The sequence below is a fragment of the Xanthobacter aminoxidans genome, assembly GCF_043193615.1.
Lineage (GTDB): Bacteria > Pseudomonadota > Alphaproteobacteria > Rhizobiales > Xanthobacteraceae > Xanthobacter > Xanthobacter aminoxidans.
Genome location: NZ_JBAFUS010000003.1, coordinates 267,109 through 285,268, shown reverse-complemented (window position 1 = coordinate 285,268; position 18,160 = coordinate 267,109). Strand labels below are relative to the sequence as shown.

Annotated in this window: 18 protein-coding genes; 8 read left to right on the top strand and 10 right to left on the bottom strand. The window is 68.6% G+C overall.

Features of this window, described 5'->3' with window-relative positions; all coding sequences use genetic code 11:
* The first annotated feature begins 78 nt into the window (after nucleotides 1-78).
* Nucleotides 79-1,308, top strand: coding sequence for an alanine racemase (locus V5F74_RS16415; RefSeq protein ID WP_394009654.1), 1,230 nt, complete (start codon nucleotides 79-81; stop codon nucleotides 1,306-1,308).
* Between the two features lie 15 nt (nucleotides 1,309-1,323).
* On the opposite strand, the gene msrP is transcribed toward V5F74_RS16415, so the two are convergent.
* The 5 genes from msrP to V5F74_RS16390 all read right to left on the bottom strand — a co-directional run bounded on the left by msrP (nucleotide 1,324) and on the right by V5F74_RS16390 (nucleotide 5,719).
* On the bottom strand, nucleotides 1,324-2,301 hold the full coding sequence (msrP, locus tag V5F74_RS16410) for a protein-methionine-sulfoxide reductase catalytic subunit MsrP (RefSeq protein ID WP_394009229.1): 978 nt from the start codon (nucleotides 2,299-2,301) through the stop codon (nucleotides 1,324-1,326).
* Between the two features lie 115 nt (nucleotides 2,302-2,416).
* Nucleotides 2,417-2,926 (bottom strand): DUF992 domain-containing protein, encoded by a 510-nt coding sequence (locus V5F74_RS16405; protein WP_374254316.1) that lies wholly within the window; start codon nucleotides 2,924-2,926, stop codon nucleotides 2,417-2,419.
* 114 nt (nucleotides 2,927-3,040) lie between these two features.
* The gene (locus V5F74_RS16400; protein WP_374254318.1) at nucleotides 3,041-3,571 is read right to left on the bottom strand and encodes a DUF992 domain-containing protein; all 531 of its coding nucleotides are present in this window, start codon (nucleotides 3,569-3,571) and stop codon (nucleotides 3,041-3,043) included.
* A 233-nt stretch (nucleotides 3,572-3,804) separates the two neighbouring features.
* Nucleotides 3,805-4,278 carry a DUF992 domain-containing protein gene (locus V5F74_RS16395; protein ID WP_029557114.1) on the bottom strand — a complete coding sequence of 158 codons (474 nt, stop codon included), beginning with the start codon at nucleotides 4,276-4,278 and terminating at the stop codon, nucleotides 3,805-3,807.
* Between the two features lie 238 nt (nucleotides 4,279-4,516).
* The gene (locus V5F74_RS16390) at nucleotides 4,517-5,719 is read right to left on the bottom strand and encodes a pyridoxal phosphate-dependent aminotransferase (protein ID WP_250167668.1); all 1,203 of its coding nucleotides are present in this window, start codon (nucleotides 5,717-5,719) and stop codon (nucleotides 4,517-4,519) included.
* Nucleotides 5,720-6,020: 301 nt separating this feature from the next.
* Here V5F74_RS16390 and V5F74_RS16385 point away from each other — a divergent pair, with 301 nt between their 5' ends.
* From V5F74_RS16385 to V5F74_RS16365, 5 genes are all read left to right on the top strand, one after another.
* Nucleotides 6,021-6,659 (top strand): glutathione S-transferase family protein, encoded by a 639-nt coding sequence (locus tag V5F74_RS16385; protein ID WP_394009226.1) that lies wholly within the window; start codon nucleotides 6,021-6,023, stop codon nucleotides 6,657-6,659.
* A 229-nt stretch (nucleotides 6,660-6,888) separates the two neighbouring features.
* Nucleotides 6,889-7,287 carry a hypothetical protein gene (locus V5F74_RS16380; RefSeq protein WP_394009224.1) on the top strand — a complete coding sequence of 133 codons (399 nt, stop codon included), beginning with the start codon at nucleotides 6,889-6,891 and terminating at the stop codon, nucleotides 7,285-7,287.
* A gap of 115 nt (nucleotides 7,288-7,402) precedes the next feature.
* Complete coding sequence (locus V5F74_RS16375; protein WP_051679431.1) at nucleotides 7,403-8,509, top strand: PQQ-dependent sugar dehydrogenase; 1,107 nt, start codon at nucleotides 7,403-7,405, stop codon at nucleotides 8,507-8,509.
* 74 nt (nucleotides 8,510-8,583) lie between these two features.
* Nucleotides 8,584-9,948 (top strand): 8-oxoguanine deaminase, encoded by a 1,365-nt coding sequence (locus V5F74_RS16370; RefSeq protein ID WP_394009222.1) that lies wholly within the window; start codon nucleotides 8,584-8,586, stop codon nucleotides 9,946-9,948.
* 85 nt (nucleotides 9,949-10,033) lie between these two features.
* On the top strand, nucleotides 10,034-10,816 hold the full coding sequence (locus V5F74_RS16365) for a hypothetical protein (RefSeq protein WP_029557120.1): 783 nt from the start codon (nucleotides 10,034-10,036) through the stop codon (nucleotides 10,814-10,816).
* 111 nt (nucleotides 10,817-10,927) lie between these two features.
* Here V5F74_RS16365 and V5F74_RS16360 read toward each other — a convergent pair whose 3' ends face one another.
* Entirely contained in the window at nucleotides 10,928-11,290 is a 363-nt protein-coding gene (locus tag V5F74_RS16360) for a DMT family protein (protein WP_250167674.1), read from the bottom strand.
* Between the two features lie 68 nt (nucleotides 11,291-11,358).
* Nucleotides 11,359-12,150 carry a hypothetical protein gene (locus V5F74_RS16355; RefSeq protein WP_250167675.1) on the bottom strand — a complete coding sequence of 264 codons (792 nt, stop codon included), beginning with the start codon at nucleotides 12,148-12,150 and terminating at the stop codon, nucleotides 11,359-11,361.
* 181 nt (nucleotides 12,151-12,331) lie between these two features.
* On the opposite strand from V5F74_RS16355, the gene uvrB reads away from it, so the two are divergent.
* Entirely contained in the window at nucleotides 12,332-14,992 is a 2,661-nt protein-coding gene (uvrB, locus tag V5F74_RS16350) for an excinuclease ABC subunit UvrB (RefSeq protein WP_394009219.1), read from the top strand.
* A 161-nt stretch (nucleotides 14,993-15,153) separates the two neighbouring features.
* On the opposite strand, the gene V5F74_RS16345 is transcribed toward uvrB, so the two are convergent.
* Nucleotides 15,154-15,435, bottom strand: a complete 282-nt coding sequence (locus V5F74_RS16345; RefSeq protein ID WP_394009217.1) for a hypothetical protein — start codon at nucleotides 15,433-15,435, stop codon at nucleotides 15,154-15,156.
* 23 nt (nucleotides 15,436-15,458) lie between these two features.
* Nucleotides 15,459-15,869 (bottom strand): DUF930 domain-containing protein, encoded by a 411-nt coding sequence (locus V5F74_RS16340; RefSeq protein ID WP_038193104.1) that lies wholly within the window; start codon nucleotides 15,867-15,869, stop codon nucleotides 15,459-15,461.
* Between the two features lie 199 nt (nucleotides 15,870-16,068).
* Here V5F74_RS16340 and V5F74_RS16335 point away from each other — a divergent pair, with 199 nt between their 5' ends.
* Entirely contained in the window at nucleotides 16,069-16,620 is a 552-nt protein-coding gene (locus V5F74_RS16335) for a DUF2478 domain-containing protein (protein ID WP_374254337.1), read from the top strand.
* On the opposite strand, the gene V5F74_RS16330 is transcribed toward V5F74_RS16335, so the two are convergent.
* Complete coding sequence (locus V5F74_RS16330; RefSeq protein ID WP_394009215.1) at nucleotides 16,621-18,117, bottom strand: MFS transporter; 1,497 nt, start codon at nucleotides 18,115-18,117, stop codon at nucleotides 16,621-16,623.
* Nucleotides 18,118-18,160: the final 43 nt, after the last annotated feature.

Sequence of the window (18,160 nt, the reverse complement as noted above, 5' to 3'; positions counted from 1 at the left end):
TCGCGGGAGGAGCCCCGAATGCCGCAAACGACGCCCCACCTCGTGGCCACCGGCCGGAGCGGACCTGTGCCTTCGGGCCTGCCGCGCTTCTCCACCGGGCGGGAGGCGGCGCTGGAGATGCGGCCGGACCAGCCGGTCTATTGCTTCCGCCCGGAGGTGCTGGCCGCCGACGCCGCAGCCTTCCTCAAGCCCTTTCCCGGCAAGACGGCCTATGCGGTGAAGACCAATGGCGAGCCCATGGTGCTCGACGTGCTGGCGCGCGCGGGCATCAACGCCTTCGATGTGGCGTCTCCCGCCGAGTTCGCGGCGGCGCGGGCCGCGGCGCCGGGGGCGGAGCTGTTCTACATGCACCCGGTGAAGGCGCAGTCGGACATCCGCCTCGCGCTGGAGCATTACCGCATCCGCGCCACCGCCCTCGACCATGAGGACGAGGTGGCGAAGATCCTGCGCATCGTTCGCGCGCTCGATCTCGATCCGGAAGACCTCACCTTGTTCGTGCGCATCGCCTCCAAGGGGGAGGCGGCCTACGAGCTGTCGCGCAAGTTCGGTGCGGCGCCGGGCCATGCGGCGGAGCTGCTCCAGCGCATCCATGGCCTGGGCATCCGCTGCGGCCTGTGCTTCCACGTGGGCAGCCAGGTGGAGGATGTGGACACCTATGCCCGCGCCGTCGCCACCGCCGCCGAAGTGCGCGACGCGGCGAAGGTGCCCATCTCGGTGCTCGACGTGGGCGGGGGCTTTCCCGCGACCTATGCGGTGGACCCGCGCCGGCCGGTGCCGCCCATGCCGCCGCTGGGCGAGATCGTCGGCGGGCTGATGGGGGCGGTGGAGCGGCACGGCTTTTCCGGCATCCCGCTGGTGGCGGAGCCGGGGCGGGTCATCGTCGCCCGCGCCTTCTCGGTCATCGTGCGGGTGCTGCTGAAGAAGGGCCAGCGGCTCTACATCAATGACGGGGTGTGGTCGTCCTTGTCGGATTCGTGGACGGGGAAGATCCTGCTTCCGGTGCGTCACATCCCCGATCCCGCCCGCCGCCGCCGGCCGGGGCGGGCGGACGTGATGGCGCCGTTCCGCATCTACGGCGCCACCTGCGACAGCGTGGACGTGCTCTCCCGCCCGTTCTATCTGCCGGAGAGCGTGGATACGGGCGACTGGATCGAGATCGGCCACATCGGCGCCTATTCCCTCTCCCTGCGCACCCGCTTCAACGGCTTCTACCCCGACACCTTCGTGGAGGTGACGACGCCGTTCGACGCCGGTGAGGCGCCGGACGGCTTCGCCGAGCCCGAGCGGCGGGGCCGAGTGGAGGGATAGGCGCCCCTCCCGGCCCTAGAACCAGATCTTCTGGGTCTCGCGGCCCTTGTAGAGCTCGGCCACATACTCGCCGTAGCCGTTGAAGATCTCGGTCGGTACGCGCTGGCCGGTGGCGATGTCCTCTTCGCTCGCCTGGCTCCAGCGCGGGTGCGGCACCTTGGGGTTCACATTGGCCCAGAAGCCGTATTCGGAGCCCTGAAGCTGCTCCCAGAAGCTCACCGGCTGCTTGTCGGTGAAGGTGAAGCGGACGATGCCCTTGATGGATTTGAAGCCGTATTTCCACGGCAGCACCAGCCGGAGCGGCGCGCCGAACTGGTTGGGCGCGGGCTTGCCGTAGACACCGGTGACGAGGAAGGCGAGCTCGTTGGTCGCCTCCTCCAGCGTCAGGCCTTCCACGTAGGGCCACGTATAGCGGAAGTCCCGCTGGTTGGGCGCCACCTTGGGATCGAGGAAGGTCTCCATCTTGATGTATTTCGCGCCCGAGGTGGGGGCGGCGAGGGCCACGAGGTCCTTCATGGGAAAGCCCGTCCACGGCACCGCCATGGACCACGCCTCGACGCAGCGGTGGCGATAGAGGCGCTCCTCGAACTTCACCTTCTTGAACAGGTCGTCGATGCCTATCTCCTGGGGCTTCTCCACCAACCCGTCGATCTTCACCAGCCACGGCCGGCGCTGGAAGCGCGTCATGGAAGGGCCGACGACCTTGCCGTAGCTGAACTCGTAATAATTGTTCACGAGGCTCGACTTCGCCTCCGGCGTCACCGGCCGCTCAAGCGTGTAGCGGGGGTTCCGGGGGGCGGGGTAGAGGCTGGCCGAGGGGTCGGGAATGTCGCCGACGCGCTGGGCTGCGGCAGGGCTGGAGAGCGTCCCGGCGCCGAGGCCGGCGAGGAGCATCGCCCCCGCACCCATGGCCTGGCGGCGGTTGAGATAGACGTCCTCCGGCGTTGCCGCCGATTCGGGAAGTTCCCAGCCGCGCCTTGATCTGATGAGCATTCAGTGTCCTCCGTCGCGGCGCCAAGATCGGGGCGGGGGGACGAAGGGGCAAGTCACACAGGCGTGTCTCACACGGGCGTGTCTTGAGCGCCGATGTGAGTCCTCTCCCGTGGGCTCACTGGGGGGCGGCGGCGGATTGCTCGAGGGTCAGCGTCGCGCCGGCGATGGAAACGCTGAGGCCGCTGTCGGACGATACGCTGAGGGGTTGCAGCGTCACCTGCTTGGTGGCGTCGTCGGAGGCCAGCATGTTGGCGGAAAAGCCCGGGCCGAGGGAGAAGCCGGTGGAGATGCCGACATATTTCCCCGCCAGCGCGCCGGGCGCGACCGCCGGCGAGGTGGCGATCACCGCCCACAGCATGCTGGCCTGATCGGACACACCGAAGTCGAGCCCGATCCGCTCCATGGTGCCGCTGTAATAGTGGTTGACCCCCATGGAGGGCCGGTATTCGCATTTCACGGAGCGGGAGGAGCCGAAGCCGTAGCCGGTGGCGAAGGCGCTGCGGCATTCCAGCAGGCCGGCCGCCACCTGGGGCATCGCCGGGCCGCCGAAGGCCGGCGCCAGCATGGCGGCGAGGCCGGCGCCGCAAAGCGCGACCGCCACCGAACGAGACAGAAACCTGGACATGCCGAACCCCTCCGCACAGGGATGGCGCCTCGGCGGAACCATGTCGTCCGGCCGAGGCAAAGCTCACTCTGCCACGAAGGCTGCGGCCCTTTTATGGTGGGTCGCAAAATACCTTCAGTTCGGCAGCAGAATCAGGGTGAGGTCGGCGATGCCGGCCGCAACGTCTGCGCCCACCATGCCCTCCACCGAAATGGTCTGCAGGGCGATCTGGTTGCTGGAGCCGCCGAGCAGCACGTTGGCGCCCGCGCCGATGGTCCAGGCGGCATCCGCCGAGACGCCGATATAGCTGCCGGCGATGTCGCTCGGGTTGGGCCGGGCGGTGGGGGCGAACACCGCCCAGGCGAGGGTGTCGGCGGCGAGCACACCGAGATCGATGCCGAAGCGGGAGATGGTGCCCTTGTAGCGCGACAGCACCACATAGGGCTGCGCCGCGTTGTCCCGGAATTCGCAGGCCGCCTCGCGCATGGAGCCGAGCACGAAGCCGATGGACGGCGCCACCTTGCACACCAGCATGCCGGACTGGACCAGCGGTCCCGTCGGGGGCGGGGGAAGCTGCACCGGCGGGAGGGGCTGGGCGGCAGCCGGAATCGCGGCGGCGAGGACGGTCGAGGCAGCAAGAAGGGCGGCGGCGATGGTGGCGCGCATGGACAATCCCCCAGATGGCGACGCTCGAGAGGTACGTCGTCGGGGAGTCCCGTGCAATCGCCGCCCCAGGCGGCTTGGCGCGCGCGGAATCATCCGGCGGAGCGGGCGGAGACAGAGGCTTGAAAATGCTCGCGCCCCCGGTTGGGCCGGGGGCGCGGGGCAGGCTTGCAGATGGGGCAGATGCCGTTGCGGCAGGAGGCGTTTGGGCCGTCCTGCCGCCGGGCAGGGCCGAATCAGCGCAGGGTGAGGTCCGACACGCCGAGGGCGAGGTTGAGCCCGGTCTGGCCTTCGAGCGACAGCGGCTGCAGCGCGAAGGTGTTCTGGGAGCCGCCCACGAGGACGTTGGCACCGAGGCCCACGCCGATGGAGGCGGAGCCGGCCGCACCCACGTAGGTGCCGCGCAGGGCGCCGGCGGGAACCTTGGCGGACGGGGCGAACACGCCCCACACCAGCGTGCCGCGGCCGTTCACGCCGATGTCGAGGCCGAAGCGGCGCACGGTGCCCTGATAGGTGCCGCGCTTGGCGCCGTGGACGGCCGGGCGGAACGCGCAGCTCATCTCGCGGACCGAGCCGATCACGAACGCCACGTTGGGCGCCATGTTGCAGGTCAGCGTGCCCACCTGGACGCGGGACTGGGCCGAAGCGGGAAGCGCGCCGGCGACGAGCACGGCGGCAGCAGCGAGGCCGGCCTTGAGAACAGTCTTCATGATGTCGTTCCTCCTGTGGGAAGCGGGCGGGTCGAATCCGGCGCCCGACGACCGCGCAGCCTTAGCCCAGACTTCACCGCGGCGCCAACGCTCCAGTTGGCGCAGGGTTCCGTTTTCCCGTCGCTGTTGCAATTCCCACCCTCCCGGAAGGTAAATTTCACGGGAGGCCGGGCGGACGCAGGGCCGGCGCGGCGGCCGGGTCGAGAGCGAGCGACAGGTGCCGCTCGCTCCCGTAGGGTCAGGCCAGGGAGCCGCAGAAGCGCTGGATGCGGCGGCAGGCTTCCTCGAGGTCCGTGGTGGCCGTGGCGTAGGAGATGCGGAAGGCCGGGCCGAGGCCGAAAGCCGAACCGTGCACCACCGCGACGCCTTCTGCATTGAGCAGCTCGGTGGCGAACACCTCGTCATTGGTGATCTTCACGCCCGTGGGCGTGGTCTTGCCGATGGTGCCGGCGCAGGACGGGAACACGTAGAAGGCGCCTTCCGGCTTCGGGCAGGTGAGGCCCTTGGTCTGGTTCAGCATGGAGACCACGAGGTCGCGGCGCTCCTTGAACACCTTGTTGTTCTCGGCGATGAAGTCCTGCGGCCCGTCCAGCGCCTCGAGCGCCGCCCACTGGGCGATGGAGGAGGGGTTGGAGGTGGACTGGGACTGCAGCGTCCCGATGGCCTTGATGAGCGCCTCCGGGCCGGCGGCGTAGCCGATGCGCCAGCCGGTCATGCAATAGGCCTTGGAGACGCCGTTCATGGTCAGCGTGCGGTCGTAGAGCGCGGGCTCCACCTGCGCCGGGGTGACGAACTTGAAGTCGTCATAGACGAGGTGCTCGTACATGTCGTCGGTGAGGATCCACACGTGGGGATGCTTCACCAGCACGTCGGTGAGCGCCTTCAGCTCGTCGAAGCTGTAGGCCGCGCCCGAGGGGTTGGACGGCGAGTTGAAGATCAGCCACTTGGTCTTCGGCGTGATGGCGGCTTCCAGCACCTCGGGACGCAGCTTGAAATTGTCTTCCAGCGTGGTCATCGCCGGCACCGGGGTGCCGCCGCAGAATTCCACGATGTCCGGGTAGCTCACCCAGAAGGGCGCCGGGATGATGACCTCGTCACCGGCGTCGACTGTGGCGACCAGCGCGTTGAACAGCACCTGCTTGCCGCCGGTGCCGACAGTCACCTGCGAGGGCTTGTAGTCGAGCCCGTTCTCGCGCTTGAACTTGCGGCAGATGGCGGCCTTCAGCTCGGGAATGCCGTCCACGGCGGTGTACTTGGTCTCGCCGCGACGGATGGCCGCGATGGCGGCTTCCTTGATGTTCTCGGGGGTGTCGAAGTCCGGCTCGCCGGCCGAGAGCGCGATGATGTCCCGCCCCGACGCTTTCAGCTCCCGCGCCTTGTTGGAGATGGCGATGGTGGGGGAGGGCTTGATGCGCTTGAGGGCGGACGAAAGGAGGCTCATGGCCTTTGGGCTCCGGGACGCGCGATCGTGGGCGGAGCGGATGCCGCGGCACGGGCGCAACGATGACAGGTCGAGGGCCGGCCGGATGCCGGCGGGGCGGACACTAGTTCAGAGCTTTGCCGCGAACAAGCAAGGATCGTGAATGTCGCGCCACGCCGGATTGATGGATCGGGGCGCGGCGTGGACCGGCCCTCTGCGCTACCTACGCTCAGGCGCCACGCGGGCTTTGATCCGGGGCTTGCGGCTTCCCCGGCCTGCCGCCACATGCTGGGCGTTCGGGGGGGCGGGGAGGACGGTTGAGGTGCTGACGCTCTATTCCACGCAGTCGTCGGGCAATTCCTACAAGGCGCGCCTGATGCTGGCGAAGCTCGGCTGGCCGTTCCGCCTCGTGGAGGTGGACATCTTCGCCGGCGAGCATCGCACGCCGGAATTCCTCGCCATGAATCTGGAGGGGCGGGTGCCGCTCCTCGATGTGGACGGGCGCTATCTCGCCGAGTCCAATGCCATCCTCTTCTATCTCGCCGAGGGCACGCCGCTTCTGCCCGCCGACGCCTTCGCCCGCGCCGAGGTGCTGCGCTGGATGTTCTTCGAGCAGAACAGCCACGAGCCGGGCATCGCCACCGCCCGCTTCTGGTTGCGGCAGGTGCGCGGTGGGCGTGAGTTGCGCGCCCATGACGTGGATCGCTGGATGGAGGAGGGCTATGCGGCGCTCAAGGTGATGGAGCGGCACCTGTCCGCGCGCCGCTATTTCGTCGGCGATGCGCTCACCATCGCCGACATCGCCCTGTTCGCCCACACCCATGTGGCGGAGGAGGGGGACTTTTCCCTCGCCGCTTTCCCCGCCGTGCGGGACTGGCTCGCCCGCGTGGCGGCGGAGCCGGGGCATGTGGACATGGGCTGGCGGCCCGGAAACGCGGCGGCCGACCCGGCGCTCGCCTGAGCGACGCAATCCTGAGCGACGCGATCCTGAGCGACGCAATGGCGCGCCAAAACAGCGGGGACGGCTCGCGCGTCCGTGAGCGATCGACATCATCTTGCCATCATCCGTGAAGGCTAAGCCGCCGTCGCGCCACGATTCTTTTCCACCCTGCCTTGTGTCGGCGGAACTGATTCGCCCCTTTTCACGTTGCTGGAGAGCGCGCGGAACAGGGGATGAGGAGGCTGCCCCAATGAGCGAGACCATCATGTCCGGACGTTGTGACGTCGGCGGTTACATGGAAGCAGGGCACTTTTCCCTCACCCGCCGCGCCGTGCGCCAGTCGCCGGCGGATCCCGAGCTGCTGGCCCGTGCCGTGCGCGCCCACAAGGAAGGCGATGCGCTGGCCCAGGCCGTTCTCACCTTTGCCCTCATGGTCGCCATCGGCGCGGTGGCGCTGGTGCTCGGCGGTCATGCGGCCATGGCGGGGGATCTGATCGCCGGTGGCGTCAAGGAATCCTCCGGTTTCCTCCTGTCGCTCGGCGTGGTCGGCGGCGCGGTTCTCCTGTCGGCCCTTGCGGCGCGGCGTTTTGCGACGTCGCGCATTGAAACTCGCCGCATCGAAACCCGCGCGCGTGCGCGGTCGCGTTGATCCGGCCGCGCGGCATACGCCTTCGCCGCTGAACGACACGCTGCCCGAGGCGCAGCGTGTCGCCGGGCCGCGCACGACGCGGCGGCGCGGCACAGGCGGTGCGGCGCTCGGCTCCATCCTTCTCCTCATTCTCCTTGCGGTGGCGACCTACGCGTTCGCCCAGCCCGTGGAGGCCCGGCTTGGCGGCGCGCAGGTGCGCGTGGTGCCCTTCGCCAGCGGCCTCGACACGCCCTGGAGCATCGCCTTCCTCCCCGATGGCCGCCTCCTCGTCACCGAGCGCGACGGCCGGCTCCGCCCCATCGACGCGACGGGCAAGGTGGGCGCCCCCGTCTCCGGCGTGCCGCAGGTGGCGGCGCGCGGGCAGGGCGGCCTGCTGGATGTGGTGCTGGACCCCAAATTTGCGCAGAACCGCCTGATCTATCTCAGCTATGCCGAGCCGCGCCCGGAAGGCGCCGCCACCGCCGTCGCCCGCGGCAGGCTCTCCGAAGACCTCACCCGCCTGACCGACCTGGACGTGATCTTCCGCCAGCAGCCGGCGGTCTCCGGCGGCAACCATTTCGGCTCCCGCCTCGTGTTCGCGCCGGATGGCATGCTGTTCGTCACCCTCGGTGAGCGGTTCAACTACATGGACAAGGCGCAGGACCTCTCCACGACCCTGGGCAAGGTCGTCCGCATCGCGCCCGACGGCTCAATTCCGGCCGATAATCCCTTCGTCGAAAGGGTCGGCGCCCGGCCTGAGATCTGGAGCTATGGCCACCGCAATGTGCAGGCCGCGGCCATCGAGCCGGGCACCGGCGCGCTGTGGACCGTCGAACATGGCCCGCGCGGTGGCGACGAGGTGAACCGGCCGGAGGCGGGCGAGAATTACGGCTGGCCGGTGATCGGCTATGGCCGGCACTATTCCGGTGCCCAGATCGGCGTCGGCACCGCCAAGGAGGGCATGGAGCAGCCCCTGTTCTACTGGGACCCCTCCATCGCCCCGTCCGGCGCCGCCTTCTACACCGGCGATGCGCTGCCGGGCTGGCGCGGCCAGCTCTTCGTCGGCGCGCTGGCGGGTCAGGCGCTGGTGATGGTGAAGGTGCGCGACGGCGCCGTCATCGGCGAGGAGCGCCTGCCGCTGGGCAAGCGCATCCGCGACGTGCGCATGGGGCCGGACGGCGCGCTCTGGCTCGCCGCCGAGAGCACGGGCGAGATCCTGCGCGTGGTGCCGGCGGGGCGCTGACCGGATTCCCTCCTCCCCTGAAGCTCCCTAAGATCGGACCGCCGCAGCCGCGCGGCGCCCGACCCGGAGTTCCCATGGCCTCGACCCTGCTCGCCCGCAACGCCCTCGTGCTCGTGACCATGGACGGCGAACGGCGGGAGATCGCGGGCGGCGGGCTCTATGTGGAAGACGGCCGCATCGTCGCCGTGGGCCGGCCGCAGGACCTGCCGGCGAGCGCCGACGAGGTGATCGACCTCTCGGGCCATGTGGTGATGCCGGGCATGGTGAACACCCACCACCACATGGTGCAGAGCCTGACCCGCGCCGTGCCGCGGGCGCAGGACGGCGAACTCTTCACCTGGCTGAAGTCACTCTATCCGCTGTGGGCGGGTCTCACCGGCGAGATGGTGGAGGCGGCGACGGAAACCGCCATGGCGGAGCTGATCCTCTCCGGCTGCACCACCTCCTCGGACCATCTCTACATCTATCCCAACGGCGCGCGGCTCGACGATTCCATCCGCGCGGCGCGGCGCATCGGCATGCGTTTCCATGCGGCGCGGGGCGCCATGACCATTGGCGAGAGCAAGGGCGGCCTGCCGCCCGACCGGGTGGTGGAGGACGAGGGCTTCGTGATGAAGGACACCGAGCGGCTGATCGGCGCCTATCATGACCCCGCCCGCTACTCCATGCTGCGCATCGTGCTCGCGCCCTGCTCGCCTTTCACGGTGAGCCGTGACTTCATGCTGGAGACGCTGAAGCTCGGCCGCGACAACAACCTGACGCTCCACACCCACCTCGCCGAGAACGACAGCGACGTCGCCTTCTCCGAGAAGACCTTCGGCATGGGGCCCACCGAATATGTGCGCTCGCTCGGCTGGGTGGGGCCGGATGTCTGGCACGCCCACTGCGTGAAGCTGGACGACGACGGCATCGCCCTGTTTGCCAAGACCGGGACGGGCATCGCCCATTGCCCGTGCTCCAACATGCGCCTCGCCTCGGGCATCGCGCCGGTGAAGCGCTTCCTCGCCGAGGGCATCCGGGTGGGGCTCGGGGTGGACGGCTCCGCCTCCAACGACAGCGGCCACATTCTGGGGGAGGCGCGGCAGGCCATGCTGCTGCAGCGCGTCGCCCATGGTCCCGACGCCATGAGCGCGCGCACGGCGCTGGAAATGGCGACGCTGGGCGGCGCCCGGGTGCTCGGGCGTGACGATATCGGCGCGCTGGCCCCGGGCATGGCGGCCGACTTCATCGCCTTCGACATGTCGCGCCTCGCTTACGCCGGGGCGCTGCACGATCCGGTGGCGGCGCTGATCTTCTGCCAGTCGCAGGATGTGTCCCTCAGCGTCATCAACGGGCGGGTGGTGGTGCGCGACGGTCGCCTCCTCACCATCGACCTCGGAGCCACGGTGGCGCGGCACAACGCCATGGCCGCCGAACTGGCGCGCTTGGCTTCAGCTTGATAAGACGACCGCGGCGGCTGGCGGCCCGCCCTCCCGGTGCCGGAAACGGCGCTGCTTTTTTGAAGACGACCGTCCGGAGTTGACGATGGGCAAACGCATCGTCGCGGTGCGCTACAGTCCCGACTGGCTCGCCCTGACCGACGACGACACCCGCCGCTTCCTGCGCCGCCACCACATCGACGAGAATTTGCTCGTGGATTTCATGGCGCTGTGGGATGGCAACCTGAAGGTGGATTACCGCAGCTTCCGCGACGAGATCGCCAAGCTCTCCCGCGCGAGCTTCGCCGCCGTGCGGGGCGCCGAGGTGATCTCCCACGAGGTGCTGCGCGAGACCAAGCGCGCGAGCGATGATCTCATCGCCTTCGTGGATGACGACGACTGGCTCTCCCCCGGCCTGTTCGAGGAGCTGGACAAGGCCTGCCCGCGCCCGCTCAACGGCATATGGTGGGGCTCGATCCTGGTCGGTCCGCAGCTGACCACCTACGAGGAATCGCAGACCGTCCCGCTGATCGAGCTGCGGCCGCTGAAGCGGGTGATCTACACCAACAATTATGCCGTCACCGGCCGCGCACTGAACCACCACGGCTATCCGCGCCTGTTCGAGCACTATCACGCGGACCGGCGCTTCGGAAAATTCTGGTGGCCGCCCAAGAAGGTGCCGCTCTATCTCTCGGCCGCCTCCAAGCACCCGTGCTCCACGGTCTCGGTGCAGTTCTTCATGGCGCAGCCCCAGTTCCGCGCCGACCCGCGCCGCCACGTGGAGCGCTTCGCCGACCAGCTGGCCGAGGCTGTGATCCCGGCCGAGTACGGCTGGCTGAAGCAGCCCGTGAACGCCGTCGAGGCGCTGGTGCGCCGCGCGCTGGCCTGAGCGGTTCTCGGCTTTGCCTTCGCTCAGGCGCCGCGCGGGCTGGCTTTGACGTTGTCTTCGCTCAGGCGCCGCGCGGGCTGAACGCGCGGCGCCGATGCCGCGCCGCCGCGCTCAGAACTTGTGGAAGATGAAGAAGGCGCCGGCCGAGATGAAGGCAAAGCCGAGCAGGTGGTTCCAGCCCAGCGGTTCCTTTAGGTAAAGCACCGAGAAGCCGGCGAAGACGATGAGGGTGATGACCTCCTGCATCGTCTTGAGCTGGGCCGTGGAATAGACCTCGGAGCCGAAGCGGTTGGCCGGCACGGCGAGGCAATATTCAAAAAAGGCGATGCCCCAGCTCGCGATGATGGCGAGAACGAGCGGCGCCGACTTGTGCTTGAGGTGCCCGTACCAGGCGAACGTCATGAAGACGTTCGAGGCCACGAGCATGACGATAGGCAGGATTTGGGGGGGCAGAAGGTTCGTCAGGGGGGGCATAAGGCAGTGTTCCGGCGGATCTGAACCGATCCGCCGTCTAGCACGGAATGCGCGGCGGTGGGCCTCGCCTATTTTAGCTTTTCAGCCGCCTTGGCCTGCGGCGTCACCGAGGCAGCGTTGGCGGCCTGCGCGTCAGGCTTGTTGGAGGTTACGGCGAGGCTGGTCACGCCGGACATGAAAGAGCAGGCCTGATGGTATGACTGTGCATCACGTAGCGCGAGGGCGACCGAATAGTCCGCCAGTGTCGCGGTTTTGCGATTGGCGATGATCTGGTCGCGAATGCGGGTGCGATTGGCCTGAATCTGGTTGGCGATCAGCGAAACCAATTGGTTCTGCATCAACGTGCTGTCGCTGAGCGTGTCGGTGCCTTGGGCCAGAGCGGAGACGAGATTGAGCGCCTGCGCCGCTTGTCCGCCAGCAAATGCGCCAACGGTGGAGGCGACCATCGCGATTTCGCCGAGGAAGAGCTTGCGGTGCGATACGCGGACATAGAGATCGTCGATAAAAGCTTCGCACAGCACGTCCGACCGCTGCATCAGCGCGTCCTGAACGAAATCACGGTTGGCTGTGCTGCGCTGGGCGAAGTCAAGGATATCCCAATCGATCAGCGGCACGTAACGGCCGGAAAAGGCCGACGGCTGCGGCGTGGCAGTTTCACTGGCGGCCGACGCGGCAGGTAGCGCAGTGACGGTACGCCCATTCTGCTGGTCCACGTAGGACAGTCGCAGGTTGTAGTCGACGAGGGTTGTAGGGCGCATGGGTGCCCGCATCCCGGCTGGCAGTGATTCGCATCCCGTCAGGGCGAAGCCCGTGACGAACATCAGAATTGTGGTGCCCCGACGCCCGAATTTCATCTGCATGATTGCCTCCCCCTCCACCCATGATGGTGGGGTGGGTGGCGTCTGCAATTAAAAGTAGTAATTTGTTAATTATTCTATCACAGCGTGTCTTTTTTGCATCAGGAGTCCAGTGCTGCGGAGCCGGCACTTCGGCTGTCGGTACCGCCTTTTCATAGTCGGTGATCGCCCCCATATTCCCCCCATGGCCAAAGCATCCCGTCCCGGAAAGCTCGGTGAGCGCTCCCAGCGTCATTTCGAGCCGGCGCCCCAGCAGGCGCTTGATCCCGCCGTTGCGAAATCCCTCGGGCTGGAGCCGGGGGCGCTTTCGCTCGACTTCGAATCGGCCGGGGCTTCGGCCACGGTGCAGGCGCTGTCGCGGCTGATCGAGACCGGGCGGCCGGAGGTGAACGGCCAGACCTGGGTGCCGCACCGTCCGCCGCGGCCGGAGAAGTCGGAAGGCGGCGTCCCCTTCACCATGAAGAGCGACTTCCAGCCCGCCGGCGACCAGCCGCAGGCCATCAGGGAGCTGTGCGCGCAGGCCGAGGCGGGGGATCGCGATCAGGTGCTGCTGGGCGTCACCGGCTCGGGCAAGACCTTCACCATGGCCAAGGTGATCGAGCAGTTGCAGCGCCCGGCCATCGTGCTGGCGCCCAACAAGACGCTCGCGGCGCAGCTCTACGGGGAGTTCAAAAGCTTCTTCCCCGACAATGCGGTGGAATATTTCGTCTCCTACTACGATTACTACCAGCCCGAGGCCTACGTGCCCCGGACGGATACGTACATCGAGAAGGAATCCTCCATCAACGAGCAGATCGACCGCATGCGTCATGCGGCGACGCGCGCGCTGCTGGAGCGGGACGACGTCATCATCGTCGCCTCTGTGTCGTGCATCTACGGCATCGGCTCGGTCGAGACCTATTCGGCCATGACCTTCGACATCAAGGTGGGCGAGCGCATCGACCAGCGCGGCCTCATCGCCGATCTCGTGGCCCTGCAATACAAGCGCATCCAATCGGATTTCGCCCGCGGCACCTTCCGGGTGCGCGGCGACAGCGTGGAGATCTTCCCCGCCCACTACGAGGACCGCGCGTGGCGCGTCTCCCTGTTCGGTGACGAGGTGGAGAGCATCGCCGAGTTCGATCCGCTCACCGGCCAGAAGAGCGGCGACATGAAGAGCGTGCGCGTCTACGCCGCCTCGCATTATGTCACCCCGCGCCCGACGCTGATCCAGGCCATCTCCGGCATCAAGGCCGAGCTGAAGATGCGGCTCGACGAGCTGTACAAGATGGGCCGCCTGCTGGAGGCCCAGCGGCTGGAGCAGCGCACCCGCTATGATCTGGAGATGATGGAGGCCACCGGCTCCTGCGCCGGCATCGAGAACTATTCGCGCTGGCTCACCGGCCGCAAGCCCGGCGAGCCGCCGCCCACCCTGTTCGAATACGTGCCCGACAACGCCCTCGTCTTCATCGACGAGAGCCATGTGACCGTGCCGCAGATCGGCGCCATGTATCGCGGCGACTTCCGCCGCAAGGCGACGCTGGCGGAATACGGCTTCCGCCTGCCGAGCTGCATGGACAACCGCCCGCTCCGCTTCGAGGAGTGGGAGGCCATGCGGCCGCAGACGGTCCACGTCTCCGCCACCCCCGGCTCGTGGGAGATGAACCAGACCGGCGGCGTGTTCGTGGAGCAGGTCATCCGCCCCACCGGCCTCATCGATCCGCCGGTGGAGGTGCGCCCGGCGCGCACGCAGGTGGACGATCTCCTCGGCGAGGTGCGGGCGGTGGCGGCCAAGGGCTATCGCACGCTGGTCACCGTGCTCACCAAGCGCATGGCGGAAGACCTCACCGAATATCTGCACGAGAACGGCATCCGCGTGCGCTACATGCATTCGGACATCGACACCATCGAGCGCATCGAGATCATCCGCGATCTGCGCCTCGGGGCGTTCGACGTGCTCATCGGCATCAACCTCTTGCGCGAGGGCCTCGACATTCCCGAGTGCGGCCTCGTCGCCATCCTCGATGCGGACAAGGAAGGCTTCCTCAGGTCCGAAACGTCTCTGGTGCAGACCATCGGCCGCGCCGCGCGCAACGTGGACGGGCGGGTGGTGCTCTATGCGGACCACATCACCGGCTCCATGGAGCGGGCCATGGCGGAGACCTCCCGCCGCCGCGAGAAGCAGGTGGCCTACAACACCGAGCACGGCATCACGCCAGAGAGCGTGAAGAAGGCCATCGGCGACATCCTCAATTCCGTCTACGAGCGCGACCACGTGCAGGTGGATGCGGGCCTCGCGGAAGAGGGGGCGGCCTTCGGGCACAATCTCAAGGCGGTCATGGCGGATCTGGAAAAGCGCATGCGCGCCGCCGCCGCCGACCTCGACTTCGAGACCGCCGCCCGCCTGCGCGACGAGATCCGCCGGCTGGAGGCCACGGAGCTGGCCGTCTCCGACGATCCGCTGGCGCGGCAGGAGGCGGTGGACGACCGCACCGGCGGCTACAAGGGCGCGCGCAAATATGGCAAGGCGGCCAACCTGCCGCCGAAGGAGGAGGCCGGGCGCCTGTTGCCGCGCGGGCGGGGCAAGCCCTCAGCCAAAAGCCGTGGCGCGGCCGCCGAGGACGGGATGGGAGAGGCGCAGGCGCCCTACACCCCGCCGGGCGAGGCCACGCCGAAGGCGGCCCGCACTCCCGCCGAGACGCCGCTGGCCGCGCCTCTATCCACGCGCGCCCACAAGCCGTCCCTCGACGACATGGGGCCGGGCTCCGACCGCGTGGTGCCGCTGGCCGAAGACACCTTCCGCCCCGGCCCGAGGCCTGATCCTGGGACCAAGGGCTATCGCAAGGGCGGCAGGCGGAAGGGGTAGGGAAGGCTCCGTTGGCGCCGTCATGCCCCGGCTTGTCCGGTGCATCCACCGCGCCGCAGGCTCGGCGCTTCAGAACGCGGAGGGGACCCGGCCGTGCCGTGGACCCTCCGGACGAGCCGGAGGGTGACAGCCTACTCTTATGTCACCTGCTCTTATGCCACCTATCGCCGGCTGATCCGGCCGATGACCAGTTCGTCGATCTCCAGCCGGCGGATGCGGGCGCGGCCGATGGCGAGGCGGCCGATGGCGACGGCGCCCACCGCGAGCGCCCCGAAGGCCAGCGCGCCGACGGCGATGGCGCCGATGGAGCCTGCGCCCAGAGATCCCGCACCCACGGTGCCCGCACCAACTGCCCCGGCCCCCACGGCCGCCTTGCGGATGCGGCGCCTGCGGGCGGGCGGTGCGGCGGGAGCCTCGGCCTCGGTCTCTGGATCGGCGGTCATCGCATGTCCTCGGATCGGGGACGTCAGGGCACGAGGCTGTGCGCGTCCCAGTCGTGCCGCGGCACCTCGGCGCCCAAGGTGTAGCTGAAGGCTACCACATCCATGCCGTCCGGGCTGGTCTTGCAGCGATAGGAGAGATGATACCAGTGCTGCCGGCTGCGGATGGCCGCGCCGGGGGCGGAGATGGCGGCATCGCCGTGCCGGAAGTCGCCGAGCTTGGGATCGGCGAAGGCATAGGCCACCACTTCTTCCGGCCGCATGTCCTTGTGCTCGCGCCCGATCTCGCCCATGGCGCGGGCGTTGCAACGCTGCTCGATGCGGGTGCCGGGGTCCACATGGAGCATCATGTCGTCGTGCCGACCGGGACCGGCGAGCGCCGGAGCGGCCGTTGCGGCAGTGAGGAGGACGAGGGGCAGCACGAGCGGGCGAATCACGGCGGGAGCATCTCCGCAGACAGGGAAGCGTGCCGCCTCTAGGCCGAATCTGTGGCAGGGATGGGACGGGATGGTGGCGTGGTAGGGAAGAGGGGTCTCGCCCGCCGGAGCCCCCGCGTGTTATGGTGTTCACGATACAGCTTCGGCTGTCGGGGCGCGGGGCGGCCCACCGGAAACGCAGACAGGACGGATGTTCGGAATGACGGGGGACGAACGGCCGATGATCCTCGCCCTTCAGGGCGGCGACCGGGAAGAGATCCAGTCCTTGCTGGCGGAAGCGGCACGGCGGCTTGCCGCGCAGGGCGTGCGCGTGCTCGGCGTGGTGGAGCACCTCACCCCCGGCTGCGCCCATGAGGACGTGCTGCTGCTCGATCTCGTCTCCGGCGAGACCAATCGCCTGCATCAGGACCTCGGCCCCGGCGCGGCCGGGTGCAGCCTCGATCCGGCGGGCCTCGCCGCCGCCTCGGCGGGGGTGGAGCGGGCCATCGCCGATCGCCTCGCCGAGGGCGGCGACCTGTCCGACACGGTGGTGGTGCTCTCCAAGTTCGGCCGGCAGGAGGCCGAGGGCCGCGGCCTCACCTCTGCCTTCCATGCGGCGGTGGCGGCCGAGCTGTGCGTCCTCACCTCGGTCTCGCCCAGCATCACCGCTGAATGGGCGGGCTTCGCCGGCGACCTCGCCGAGCTGCGCCCGGCGGTGCCGGCCTCCATCGATGCGTGGTGGGGCGTGCCCGTTCCAGAACCCGCGGAATAATCAAATCCCGATATCGTCCAGGCTGCGCCCGCGCGTCTCGATGCGGTAGTGCCAGGTCACCACCGCGCCGAGGAGCGAGGCGGCGATCAGCACGAACAGCAGCGTGCGTGTGCCGAGGTCGGCCAGCAGGATCGGGAACAGGAAGGCGGTGAGCACCGCCCCGATCTTGGCGAAGGCCGCGGCGAAGCCCGCGCCCATGCCGCGGATGCGGGTGGGGAAGACCTCGCCGGCGATCAGGTAGGTTTGCGCGTTGGGGCCGAGATTGGTCATGAAGTTGAACAGCATGAAGCCGATGACCACCATCGTGACGGCGCGGTCGCCGCTGTAATAGGTGGAGAGCGCGGCCACCAGCAGGCCCGCCGCGCAGCCGACGAAGCCGGCGATCTGCATCGGGATGCGGCCGATGCGGTCGGACAGCGCCACCGCCGCGCCGATGCCCACGAGCAGCAGCAGGTCGATCAGCGCCGCCCCCTCCGAGGCGAGCAGATCCGCCGAGACGAGATCACTCAAATTGCGCCCGACATCCGTCTGATGGCCGAACGCCGCGGCGAGGATGGTGGGGGTGAAGATGCCGATGCCGTAGGTGGATAGGTCCTGCAGGAACCATGGCACCGCGGCGAGGACGGTCGCGCGCCGGTTGTGCGGGGTCTTGAACAGGGCGGCGGGGGTGCGATCGTGGCCCTGATCGTGCGCTGCCCCTCCGGCATGGCCGTGGTGGCGATGGCTGAGCGCGATGGATTTCGGATATTGCGGCGAGCGGGCGAGCAGACGCTGCGCCGCCTGCTGGGCCTCCTCCACGCGGCCGTGGGCGAGCAGCCAGCTCGCGCTTTCCGGCACGAACAGCCGGGCCACCGCCACCGCCACGGCGGGCAGGATGGCTGCCGCATACATGAGGCGCCAGGCGGAGACGGCCTCGATGTTGGACAGGACGAGATAGCCGAGCAGGGTGCCGGTGAGCGCCCCCACCGCCTGGAAGCCGAAGGCGCTGAGCACCAGCCGCCCGCGCGCCACGGAGGGGATGCTCTCGGAGATCACGAGATGGGCGGTGGGATAGTCGCAGCCGAGCGCGATGCCGATGCCGAACAGGAACACCACGGTCCAGCCGAAGGAGGGGCTGACCGCCAGCAGCGCGAGGAAGATGATGAAGATCACCATCTCCGCCACGAACATCAGCTTGCGGCCGAACTGGTCGGCGAGGCCACCCAGCAGCAGCGCGCCGAAGAGGATGCCGGCGAGGCTCGCCGCGCCCACGAGGCCGTGCTGGAAGGCGTCCATGCCGAATTCGCGGGACATGAGGGGCAGCGTCACGCCCGTCATGAACACCACGAGGCCCTCGAAGAACTTCCCCGCAGCGGCCAGCCACCAGATGCGCCACTGCATGGCGGTCATGGGGGTGGCCGCCACCCGCGTGCCGTCGCGCCAGATCGGGGTCTCGTCGATATAATCCTGCACCGAGCGCTTGTGGTCGAACCCGCGCAGGTCCCGCATCTCGTTCATGGCCTTCCCCCACGCTCCAGCGTGACAGAAAGCGTGCGAGCCG